We start from the raw sequence: 11530 nt of genomic DNA on the forward strand, positions 1-11530 counted from the left end.
TTATGCAACACAATCGTTTATTTATTGTTCTTGGTATTATTGTTGTCTTGATTGTTGCTTTGTGGATGTCTTTATTTGTCGTTTATCCACGCCAACAGGTTGTCGTTAAGCGTTTCGGACAGATTGTTCGTGTTGAGCCAAGTCCAGGACTTTATTTTAAATTGCCCTTTATCGACCAAGCCATCGTGATTGATAATCGTTTATTGCGTTATGATGTTCCAACACAATCTGTTCAGGTGCGCGGTGGTCTTTATTATGAAGTGGACGCTTTTTTTATCTATCGTGTGACTGATCCAGAATTATTTTTGCAGCGTATTAGCTCAGGACGTCCGCAAATAGCCGCACAAGAAAACCTTGCACCTCGTTTTATTGATGCCTTACGTGCAGTTTATGGTAAGCGTGAATTTCAGGCAGCTTTATCTGATGAACGTGGTGCTATGATGGGCGAGGTTCAAAAACAGTTTTCTGTTGATGCGGGATCTTTGGGAATTACCATTCTTGATGTTCGCATTCGTAAAACGGACTTAACAGACGATTTATCTGAAGATGTCTATCGCCAAATGGCAGCTGAACGTGGTGCTGTTGCTGAAAACATAAGAGCACGTGGTCAACAAGAGCGCGATCGTATAATCGCGGAAGCCAATCGTGAATATGAAGAGATTGTTGCGATGGCGAAACGTGATGCTGAAATCACCAGAGGTGAAGGTCAGGCTGAAAGTATTCGTCTTCTTCTTGATGCACGAAAGGTTAATCCTTCGTTTTATGATTTTTGGTTAGCGATGGAAAATTATCATAATTTACAATCCACACCAATGATCGTGTCACCTGATGAAGATTTTTTCTATTATTTTCACAATCCTATGGCATTAAACCGACCTCATAATTCGATAGGTTCTCAAGAATAAGAAAGGTCGCCATAATCGTGTCTTATCTTTAAGATTGCGATTATGGCGGTTTTTTAAAACCAGTAAAAGAACGTCAACATGCTTAAGGCGTTTAAGCTGCAATTAAATTGCTGATACTATTTGAAATTTTTGTTTTGTTCATAGTAAGGACAATACTGTATTCATGATATATTGAACAAAAATAAGCATTTTTGTCATTGAAGTTACAGTGAAGTCTATAGACGCATTTAACTTTTTGACTCTTTCGTCATTGATTTTTGACATAAAATGATCTCATTAAATATTTATTGCTCTATTAACCGTTCGTTGATTGGATCAAATATGCTATTGAAACGCTTAATACTCTGTTTTGTCGCTGTAGTGTTTGTGCTTGGTCATTATGTTTCTGCTATCGCGCAAACGACTGACAAAAATTACAATAAAATAGGTCAAACTACGCCGCCTGTAGTTTCCGATTTAGCTTCTAAATTGCTTGATTCCGTGGTTAATATTTCAACATCACAGACAATCAACGGTACTGAACAAGGTGAAAATACCACACCACCAAATGTTCCAGATGGTTCAGCATTTGAAGAATATTTTAATGACTTTTTTAACAACGATAATGGCAATAACAATAATCAATATAGAAAAGTACAGTCTCTTGGCTCAGGTTTTGTTGTTGATGCAGAAAAAGGTCTTATTGTTACGAATAATCATGTGATTGTAGATGCAGATGATATTGAAGCAAATTTTACTGACGGTTCTAAATTATCAGCCAAACTTCTTGGTCGCGATACAAAAACAGATTTGGCCCTTTTACAAGTTGATGCCAAAGCTAAAAAATTAAAAGCTGTTGAATTTGGTGATTCTGAAAACGCACATATTGGTGATTGGGTTATGGCAATTGGCAATCCTTTTGGGTTAGGAGGGACTGTTACTGTTGGTATCATTTCGGCACGAAACCGTAATATTAGTGCGGGGCCTTATGATGATTTTATTCAAACAGATGCGGCAATCAACCGAGGGAATTCAGGTGGTCCGCTTTTTGACATGGAAGGCAAAGTTATTGGTATCAATACTGCGATTATTTCACCATCTGGCGGTTCAATTGGCATTGGATTTGCAATTCCTTCCGATATGGCAACAAATATTCTTAAACAATTGGAAGATTTTGGTGAAATTAAGCGCGGTTGGCTTGCTATACGTATTCAACCAGTGACGCAAGACATAGCGGATAGCTTGAATTTACCAAAAGCTGAAGGTGCCTTAGTTGCAGGCAAAATTGAAGACAAAAATGTGGATAATTCTCAATTAAAAGCAAAGGATGTCATTATTCGTTTTGCTGATCGCACTATTAAACAAGCACGTGATTTGCCAAGAATTGTTGCAGAAAGTCCTGTTGATAAAACTGTTCATGTCACCATCATACGCGATGGAAAAGAAAAAAAAATTCAAGTGAAACTTGGACAGTTGAAAGATGATGATATCACACATTTAGAAGACGATCCTTCTGATGAAAAAGATGAAAAACATGAAAAAACTTCTATCAGTTTTATGGGGATGACGATTGAAGCACTTAACGATGATATACGTAAAAGATTTGCAATTGAAAATGATGTTTCAGGTGCCGTTGTACTTTCTGTTCTACCAAATAGTGTTGCTGCTGAAAAACGCATCCAGCCAGGAAATGTCATTGTAGACATCAATCAAGAGGTTATCAAAACGCCAGAAGATGTTAAAAAACGTTTATCAGTATTGCGTGCTACAGGGCGCAAGAATGTTTTGTTGATGATTGCTGATAAGGATGCAAAGCTTCAGTTTGTCACAATGAGATTAGATTAAAAAGACGCTTTGTTTTGTGCAATTATGAAGACACTTTAAACACTGATCCCCCTAGATTTCAGTTGAATTGAACAACTTGATAAACGAATGTAAGATTTTAAAGTAAGTGATCGATCTTTGTCGACGAGTATCTATAAGAATAAAGCCATTAAAGATGTATTGAATTTGTTGCTTAATGCACAAAATCGCTTTTTCTATACCCTTGCAAATAAAGAAGTGCTGTCAAATCGCCATAATCAATACGGATAGAGGCTGCTTTTGCAACCATTGGTTTTGCATGTAGAGCCACACCTGATCCTGCTTTTTGCAACATGGCAAGATCATTTGCTCCATCGCCGACAGCCATAGTCTCTTTAACAGAGAGGCTGAGCTGTGCGCAAATTTTAAGCAATTGATCAAGTTTTGCTTGTTTTCCTAAGATTGGTTCGGCAACTTCACCTGTTAATTTTTCATGGTTTAAAATTAGCTTATTGGCGTGATGCTCATCAAATCCAAGTTGTTGAGCGATATGAGCTGTGAAAACTGTAAAACCTCCAGAGACAAGAGCTGTATATGCACCGTTTTTACGCATTGTTTTGAGGAGAGTATTTGCACCCGGCATCAGTGTAATACGATTATCAATAATATTTTTTATAACATTAAGGGATAAATCTTTTAAAAGTGATACACGATGTTTTAAAGCAACATCAAATGCAATATCACCATTCATAGCGCGTCGTGTTATCTCGGCAATTTCAGCACGCAATCCTACTTCTTCTGCCAGTTCATCAATGCATTCTTGTTGGATAATCGTTGAATCCATATCAGCGATAAGAAGTTTTTTACGTCTTGTATCTTGGATTTGTATCGCAATATCGACAGCTTCGTCTGAAAAAAAATGTCTTAATTTTTCATCAGTTTCCTGTGGGTTAATGCTATTATTTAAAGGGATGTCACAAGCAACACCATCACACAACCAATAAACATGGCTTGCATTTATCTGTTTGCAGGCTTTATCAACATAGTCTGATGTTAAAATAGGATTATCTGGATTGGTTATGAGTGTTGCAACAAGATTTTTACGATAAGGCATAAGGCGGTTCCAATGGTAGCAAAAGGTAATATCACTTTGATAGCGGGCCCAACAGCCAGCGGCAAGTCTGATTTTGCTTTGAAACTCGCTGAAAAGACAGATGCAATTATTATCAATGCAGATTCAATGCAAATATATGATGTGTTGCAAATTATCACAGCACGTCCTGCTTTAATCGATATGAAAAAAATACCACATTATCTTTATGGTTATATTCATCCATCTGTTGCTTATTCAACTGGTGAATGGATGCGTGATGTTAAAAACATTATGAAAAGCCAGTCGCATAGAGAAATAATTTTTGTTGGTGGCACAGGTCTTTATTTTAAAGCTTTACTTGAAGGAATTGCAGAAATTCCTCCCGTACCAGAAGATATTCGGCAAAAATGGCGTAAAATTGCGCAAGAAGAAAGCGAAGAGAGGCTTTTTGCGTTACTCTTAAGTCAAGATGCTCAAACCGCATCTCGCCTTAAACCACAAGATCGTCAACGTGTGACACGTGCTTTAGAAGTTTTTGAGGCAACAGGGCAATCCTTAAGTTATTGGCAAGATACAAAAACAATACCCATTATTGATAAGGATACGGCACAAAAATATCTTCTTTTTCCAGAACGCTCACTTGTTTATCAACGTATTGAACATAGATTTGATAAGATGGTCGCACGCGGTGCTCTAGAAGAAGTTCGCCAGCTTGCACAACTTAGCCTTAATCCTCAATTGCCAGCAATGAAAGCGATAGGAGTACCAGATCTTTTGGATGTGTTGCAAAATATGAAGCCCTTGGATGAGGCCATTAAAAATGCAAAAACACAAACACGTCGTTACGCCAAAAGGCAAATGACATGGTTTCGTCATCAATTTGATCAAAGTTGGAGTGTTCTTTAATATTTAGGATGATTCGATATTAATTCATGTTTTGTATTTATGCATCTGAACTATTAACACTTTTTATTATAGCAGATATCTATCAAGCAGATAATTTATGTGATTATATTATAGGTGATTTAACTCTTGAAATTTTTGCATTGACGAAAGCTAATCTGCGTAATAATATTTTAATTATGGAAAAAATGATTATTCTAGTGGTAGGCAGGCACATGGGGTGGATGGTTTAACCATCTGGCTTAGGTCTCCCATGTGCATGTAGGCTCCCTCGGGGGCCTTTTTTATTTTCGCTTTAATAAATTGAATGAGTTGTAAAAATGAAAGATCATCAAAAATCACAAGACAGTGCTGATGGAAAAACAATGTCAGGAGCTGAAATGGTTGTTCAGGCACTGATTGACCAAGGAGTTGAAAATATTTTTGGTTACCCAGGAGGTGCTGTCCTTCCAATTTTTGATGAAATTTATCAGCAAGAGTCTTTTCGCAATATCCTTGTGCGCCACGAGCAAGCAGCAGGTCATGCAGCAGAGGGCTATGCGCGATGTACTGGAAAAACAGGTGTGATGCTTGTGACTTCAGGTCCAGGTGCAACCAATGCGGTGACGCCCCTTCAAGATGCATTAATGGATTCTATTCCACTTGTGTGCATTTCAGGCCAAGTTCCAACAACTCTTATTGGAACAGACGGATTTCAAGAAGCCGATACAGTCGGTATTACACGTCCATGTACCAAGCATAATTGGTTGGTTAAAGACATCAATGATCTATCTCGCATTCTTCATGAGGCCTTTCATATTGCAAAAAGCGGTCGTCCAGGACCAGTTCTTGTTGATATTCCAAAAGATATACAATTTGCCAGTGGTGTTTATACTGCACCAAAGTCACTGCCTCGTACAAGTTATCAACCACAATTAGAAGGCAATAATCGCGCAATTGAATATGCAGTTTCATTGTTAGTGAAAGCGAAAAAGCCTGTTATTTATTCTGGTGGAGGCGTTATTTCATCAGGTGCAGATGCTGTTCGTTTGTTACGTGAATTGGTCGAAATTGGAAATTATCCGATTACCTCCACATTAATGGGGCTTGGTGCTTATCCTGCTTCTGGTAAAAATTGGCTTGGAATGCTTGGCATGCACGGTACTTACGAAGCTAATATGACAATGCATGATTGTGATGTAATGCTTGCGATAGGTGCCCGATTTGATGATCGTATTACGGGTCGTTTGGATGCTTTTGCTCCAAATGCAACAATTATTCATATTGATATAGATCCTTCATCTATTAATAAAATCGTCCGTGTTGACGTTCCTATCATTGGCGATGTTGCTCATGTCTTGGAAAATATGACACGGCATTTACGCGCAACGCAACAGGCATATGACAAGCAATCACGACAAGAGTGGTGGAAGGAAATAGATCATTGGCGCGCAAGAAAATCATTGGCTTATAAGCCAAATAAAGATGTGATTATGCCACAATATGCACTTGAGCGACTTTATGCGTTAACAAAAGATAAATCAGCATACATTACGACGGAAGTCGGACAACATCAAATGTGGACGGCGCAATATTATGGGTTTGATGAACCGCATCATTGGATGACATCTGGTGGTTTGGGAACTATGGGATATGGTTTTCCCTCAGCAATCGGTGTACAAATTGCAAAACCTGATGATCTTGTTATTTGTGTTGCTGGTGATGCTTCTATTCAAATGAATATTCAAGAAATGGCGACAGCTATACAGCATAACGCGCCTGTTAAAGTTTTTATTTTAAATAATCAATATATGGGTATGGTCCGCCAATGGCAACAATTGCTTCATGGAAATAGGCTATCACATTCTTATACGGAAGCGATGCCAGATTTTGTAAAATTGGCTGAGGCTTATGGAGCTTTAGGCATTATTTGTTCCAATCCTGAAGAGCTTGACGATAAAATTGAAGAAATGATTACAAGTGATAAGCCTGTTTTATTTGATTGTCGTGTTGCCCATCTGGCAAATTGTTTTCCAATGATTCCATCTGGTAGAGCGCATAATGATATGCTTTTGCCCGATGAAGCCAATGATGAGGCTGTAGCCAATGCGATTGATTCTAAAGGTCGTTCGCTTGTTTAAGGAGATATGCATATGAACGCTCAAAATATAAGCTTTGGCTCTGCTTATTTTATCGAGCCTGATAATGATCCAACTGAAACGCATATGCTTGCTGTGCTTGTGGATAATGAACCAGGCGTTCTTGCTCGCGTCATAGGTATGTTTTCAGGGCGGGGTTATAATATTGAAAGTCTGACTGTTGCTGAAACGGAGCATGAACAGCGCTTATCGCGCATTACAGTTGTGACCCGTGCAACGCCACAAGTCATTAATCAAATACGCCATCAATTGGAGCGTATTGTTCCTGTGCATAAAGTGGTTGATTTAACGGTTAGTGCAAAAGAACAAAATTATGGTAGCCCAGTTGAGCGTGAACTGGCTTTAATTAAAGTCGCAGGAGAGGGGGCAGACCGCATTGAAGCTTTGCGTTTGGCGGAAGCATTCCATGCGAAAGTGATTGATGCGACAGTAGAACATTTTATTTTTGAAATTACAGGAAAGACATCAAAGGTCGATCAATTTATCAATATTTTACGTCCCTTAGGTCTTATTGAAATATGCCGCACAGGGGTGTTGGCTATGAATAGGGGACCAGAAAGCTTAGCATAATATTGTATTAAGTTATTTTACAAAATTAAATGCTTTTTGAAAAAAATACTTTATGAAGAGTATGCGTATTCTTTTTTTAGTGTCTTAACTAGTTCTGTGGCAGGAAGAGATCGCGTAAAAGCCGCACCTTGACCCGCCCAATAAGCACCGTAACCAAAAAAAACTTTGCTCACGCCCACTTGATGCAATTGTTTGGCAATGTCATAGCTATAGGGATAAGGAGGAACGCTATCGTCATTTGCATCAATTGTAAAATTGGTGAATTCATTGCTGAGTGCTCTCGCTGGGCGCCCTGAAAAAGTTCGTGTCATCACTGTGTGATAGGCAGCATCACTAAATAAAGCATTACGATAGCCACAATCAGCTGAAGATTCAGGACAACCAATAAAAGCTGTACCCATTTGACCAGCTGCTGCACCCAATTTACAAACAGCACGAAGACTATAACCATCCATCAATCCACCAGCAGCGATAACAGGTATTGAAAGATTTTGAACAAGTTGATTGAGAAGAGGGATGAGACTAAGACAATCATCATGACTGTTTTCATTAAAAATGCCTCGATGACCACCCGCTTCATAACCTTGCGCGATAACACCATCAAAACCTGCAGCTTGAATCAATAATGCTTCTTTAAGCGTTGTTGCCGATGCAATAAGATAAATGCCCTTTTCTTTCATAGATTTTATGGATTTTTGTGTCGGTAAACCAAAATGAAAGCTTACTATTGCAGGTTTTTCTTCTATGATGAGCTTTAAAAGCGCATCGTTATTATAAAAACTTTCATAAATTTTTTTTAATTCGAGCGGGCTTTTACTATCATGTTTGTTAAAAAGAGGTTCAAGTTTTTTAAGCCATTTTTCTTCTTGATCTTTTGAAGGAGCAAAAGTGTGATGACAAAAAAAATTGAGATTAAATGGGCGAGAGGTTTTTGCTTTAAGGGCTTTAATTGTTTCATGTGCTTTTTCAACTGTTGATGCCCCAAGTCCTAAAGAACCAATAGCACCAGCATTGCAAACAGCTGCACTCAGTTTTGGTGTTGAAACACCCGCCATTGGTGCTTGTATGAGAGGAATTTCAAGATTAAAAGTTTCAAGAAAATTTTGAGTGCGCATAAGTTATTTCCTCAATCATTATTGAATTATTGTAGAGTATAACGCATTGGCCGTAAAAGACTTGCCCTTTTTAAACGAATCTTGTTTTGATTGCTTATGCATTTTTCACCTGAACAAGATAAAGCGTTAACCAGTGTTGCTTCTTGGCTAAAGGAGAGACGCTCGCCTGTTTTTAGATTGTTTGGATATGCAGGGACAGGTAAAACGACACTAGCAAGACACTTTGCAAAATCAATCGATGGATCCGTGCAATTTGCAGCTTTTACAGGTAAGGCTGCACAAGTCCTACGCTCAAAAGGTGCAACAAATGCACGTACAATTCATTCTTTGATTTATCGTCCAAGAGGTGAAGAAGAAGTCTCTGATGAAACAACGGGAAAAACTTCGCTTTCACCGACATTTTCCTTAAATAGACAAAGTCCAGTTGCCCAAGCAAAGCTTATAATTATTGATGAATGTTCTATGGTTGACGAACAATTAGGAAGCGACCTCATGAGTTTCGGTACACCAATACTTGTTCTTGGAGATCCTGGTCAATTGCCACCCATTTCAGGCGGTGGTTTTTTCACAGAACATGAGCCCGATTTTCTTTTAACTGAAATTCATCGCCAGGCGCGTGATAATCCGATCATTCGCTTAGCATTAGATGTTCGTGAGGGAAAAGAAATTCAATATGGTGATTATGGTCTGGCAAAAATAATTCGTCGCAGTGAGGTCAACCAAAATCTTGTTCTTGAGGCAGATCAAGTTTTATTAGGGATCAATAGAACACGTCGACTTTATAATAAACGTTTACGCGTATTAAAAGGATTTACTGCGATTTATCCTCAAGCAGGTGATAAGCTTGTTTGCCTTCGTAATGATCCGAGCAAAGGTTTGCTTAATGGCTCACTCTGGAAAGTGATGACATCTTCCAAGGAAACTGTAAAACCGGGGATAAATCTTCTTGTTAATCCAGAAGATGATCAAGGTGTTGCAAAAATTAAGCTGTTAAAAGCAGTTTTTGATGATCCTGAAGGTGAAATTTCTTGGCAATTAAAAAAACGCTATGATGATTTTGATTATGGATATGCCTTAACTGTTCATAAGGCCCAAGGATCTCAATGGGATAATGTTGTTTTGTTCGATGAAAGTTTTGCTTTTCGCGAGACACGAGAAAAATGGCTCTATACAGCAATAACACGCGCAGCAGAGCGTTTAACAATAGTTCGTTAAAGATGAATTATGTAATAAATACAAATTCATTGTTCCATAGTATGAACGTTAAACACTATAATGATCATTTATAAAAAATCTCATTGCCATTTATTTTCAAGGCTGAATAACAATAAAAGTATTAGTCGCAATAAAGCGTTGTGTATGAATATTTATCATGCACAACGCTTTATTGTATAGAGTAAATAAAAATTTACTTCCGTTCATCAATGCCGACATAAGAACGCGGAGCAGCACCTGTATAAAGTTGACGTGGACGTCCAATTTTTTGTGCAGGGTCTTCAATCATTTCTTTCCATTGTGCAACCCAGCCAACGCTCCGTGCGAGAGCAAAAAGAACCGTAAACATTTCCGTTGGGAAGCCCAAAGCTTTCAACGTAATGCCTGAATAAAAATCAACATTAGGATAAAGCTTCTTTTCAATAAAATATTCATCGTTGAGTGCAATATGCTCAAGTTCCATTGCAATATCTAGAAGTGGATCATCTTTAATGCCCAATTCGTTTAAAACTTCGTGGCAAGTTTGCTGCATAATCTTTGCCCGTGGATCGTAATTTTTATAAACACGGTGACCAAATCCCATCAAACGGAACGGATCATTTTTATCTTTTGCTTTTGCTACAAACTCAGGAATGTTTTCAACAGTACCAATTTCCTCAAGCATTTTGAGGCAAGCTTCATTTGCACCACCATGTGCTGGTCCCCATAAACAAGCGACACCCGCTGCTATACATGCAAAAGGATTGGCGCCTGATGAACCTGCAAGGCGAACTGTAGATGTTGATGCATTTTGTTCATGATCAGCGTGAAGAGTAAAAATTTTATCCATGGCACGAGCTAAAACAGGATTAACTTTATATTCTTCACATGGTACAGCAAAACACATATGCAAGAAGTTGGCTGCATATCCCAAATCATTGCGCGGATAAACAAAAGGTTGACCAATTGAATATTTATGCGCCATTGCAGCAAGCGTTGGTACTTTAGAAATCAACCGTATGGATGCAATGAGTCTTTGGCGAGGATCGGTGATATCGATCGAATCGTGGTAAAAAGCTGACATCGCACCAAGGCAAGCAACCATGACAGCCATGGGATGAGAATCTCTACGAAATCCTTGGAAAAACCTTGTAAATTGTTCATGCACCATTGTGTGTTGAAGAACGGTTTTATCGAATTCTTTTTTTTGTTTTTTTGTTGGCAATTCTCCGTTTAAAAGGAGATAGCAGCTTTCTAAAAAATCACCATTATCTGCTAATTCATCAATTGAATATCCTCTGTAAAGAAGAACACCTTTGTCACCATCAATATAGGTTATTTTTGATTCACACGATGCGGTTGATGTAAAACCAGGATCGTAGGTAAAGGTGCCTGTTTCTTTGTAAAGAGGAGCGATTTCTATCACATCCGGTCCAATGGTACCTTTTCTTACAGGAAGTTCAATATTTTTCCCTTCAACGGTAATATGGGCTTTATTATCAGACATGAGTTTTCCTTCCAGATATTTTGCCCCGATAATGACGAGGCACCATTTCAGCAGACAGTAAGAATGTTCTAATATTCTATTGTCAGTAATATGTATAAATTAACCCAAAAGACGATTGATGCAATCGTAAAAATGGCTCTACGACACAAGACACAAAAATCTGATCAGAAAAATAAAGTGCAAAAACGATCAGTCATGCCTCTTTTGCGGAATACTCTACTCAATTTTTCTTGTTTAAGCCAATGTTTGATTCAATAAATAAGAATACACTAATTAAATTTAAAAAGTCATTGTCTGTAAACGTCAATAAAACAAAGACACAA

The 11530-nt window shown here is 38.2% G+C and carries 10 protein-coding genes; 7 read left to right on the plus strand and 3 right to left on the minus strand.

The features are described 5' to 3' along the window. Nucleotides 1-2 precede the first annotated feature (2 nt). Entirely contained in the window at nt 3-905 is a 903-nt protein-coding gene (gene hflC / locus ME5_RS06040; RefSeq protein WP_008039371.1) for a protease modulator HflC, read from the plus strand. Nucleotides 906-1226: 321 nt separating this feature from the next. Then, entirely contained in the window at nt 1227-2729 is a 1503-nt protein-coding gene (locus ME5_RS06045) for a Do family serine endopeptidase (protein WP_008039373.1), read from the plus strand. Between the two features lie 172 nt (nt 2730-2901). On the opposite strand, the gene serB is transcribed toward ME5_RS06045, so the two are convergent. Beyond that, nucleotides 2902-3801 carry a phosphoserine phosphatase SerB gene (gene serB / locus ME5_RS06050; protein ID WP_008039375.1) on the minus strand — a complete coding sequence of 300 codons (900 nt, stop codon included), beginning with the start codon at nt 3799-3801 and terminating at the stop codon, nt 2902-2904. A 12-nt stretch (nt 3802-3813) separates the two neighbouring features. Between serB and miaA the strand changes: the two genes are divergently transcribed. The 4 genes from miaA (at nt 3814) to ilvN (ending at nt 7391) form a co-directional block, all read left to right on the plus strand. After that, complete coding sequence (miaA, locus tag ME5_RS06055) at nt 3814-4686, plus strand: tRNA (adenosine(37)-N6)-dimethylallyltransferase MiaA (RefSeq protein ID WP_008039376.1); 873 nt, start codon at nt 3814-3816, stop codon at nt 4684-4686. A 26-nt stretch (nt 4687-4712) separates the two neighbouring features. Then, nucleotides 4713-4916, plus strand: a complete 204-nt coding sequence (locus ME5_RS06060) for a hypothetical protein (RefSeq protein ID WP_008039378.1) — start codon at nt 4713-4715, stop codon at nt 4914-4916. 87 nt (nt 4917-5003) lie between these two features. Next, nucleotides 5004-6803, plus strand: coding sequence for an acetolactate synthase 3 large subunit (locus ME5_RS06065; RefSeq protein WP_008039379.1), 1800 nt, complete (start codon nt 5004-5006; stop codon nt 6801-6803). A gap of 12 nt (nt 6804-6815) precedes the next feature. Beyond that, nucleotides 6816-7391, plus strand: a complete 576-nt coding sequence (ilvN, locus tag ME5_RS06070; protein WP_008039380.1) for an acetolactate synthase small subunit — start codon at nt 6816-6818, stop codon at nt 7389-7391. A gap of 50 nt (nt 7392-7441) precedes the next feature. Here ilvN and ME5_RS06075 read toward each other — a convergent pair whose 3' ends face one another. After that, complete coding sequence (locus ME5_RS06075) at nt 7442-8506, minus strand: NAD(P)H-dependent flavin oxidoreductase (protein ID WP_008039381.1); 1065 nt, start codon at nt 8504-8506, stop codon at nt 7442-7444. A 96-nt stretch (nt 8507-8602) separates the two neighbouring features. On the opposite strand from ME5_RS06075, the gene ME5_RS06080 reads away from it, so the two are divergent. After that, entirely contained in the window at nt 8603-9721 is a 1119-nt protein-coding gene (locus ME5_RS06080) for an ATP-dependent DNA helicase (protein ID WP_008039382.1), read from the plus strand. A 193-nt stretch (nt 9722-9914) separates the two neighbouring features. Here the strand turns inward: ME5_RS06080 and gltA are convergent, their stop codons facing one another. Beyond that, on the minus strand, nt 9915-11207 hold the full coding sequence (gene gltA, locus ME5_RS06085; RefSeq protein ID WP_008039383.1) for a citrate synthase: 1293 nt from the start codon (nt 11205-11207) through the stop codon (nt 9915-9917). Nucleotides 11208-11530: the final 323 nt, after the last annotated feature.

This window comes from Bartonella tamiae Th239 (assembly GCF_000278275.1).
GTDB classification, from domain to species: Bacteria; Pseudomonadota; Alphaproteobacteria; order Rhizobiales; family Rhizobiaceae; genus Bartonella; species Bartonella tamiae.

Bases quoted from the DNA above. Each gene is read 5' to 3' on its own strand.
- hflC (WP_008039371.1), top strand. From the start codon at position 3: ATGCAACACAATCGTTTATTTATTGTTCTTGGTATTATTGTTGTCTTG.
- ME5_RS06045 (WP_008039373.1), top strand. From the start codon at position 1,227: ATGCTATTGAAACGCTTAATACTCTGTTTTGTCGCTGTAGTGTTTGTG.
- serB (WP_008039375.1), bottom strand. From the start codon at position 3,801: ATGCCTTATCGTAAAAATCTTGTTGCAACACTCATAACCAATCCAGAT.
- miaA (WP_008039376.1), top strand. From the start codon at position 3,814: ATGGTAGCAAAAGGTAATATCACTTTGATAGCGGGCCCAACAGCCAGC.
- ME5_RS06060 (WP_008039378.1), top strand. From the start codon at position 4,713: ATGTTTTGTATTTATGCATCTGAACTATTAACACTTTTTATTATAGCA.
- ME5_RS06065 (WP_008039379.1), top strand. From the start codon at position 5,004: ATGAAAGATCATCAAAAATCACAAGACAGTGCTGATGGAAAAACAATG.
- ilvN (WP_008039380.1), top strand. From the start codon at position 6,816: ATGAACGCTCAAAATATAAGCTTTGGCTCTGCTTATTTTATCGAGCCT.
- ME5_RS06075 (WP_008039381.1), bottom strand. From the start codon at position 8,506: ATGCGCACTCAAAATTTTCTTGAAACTTTTAATCTTGAAATTCCTCTC.
- ME5_RS06080 (WP_008039382.1), top strand. From the start codon at position 8,603: ATGCATTTTTCACCTGAACAAGATAAAGCGTTAACCAGTGTTGCTTCT.
- gltA (WP_008039383.1), bottom strand. From the start codon at position 11,207: ATGTCTGATAATAAAGCCCATATTACCGTTGAAGGGAAAAATATTGAA.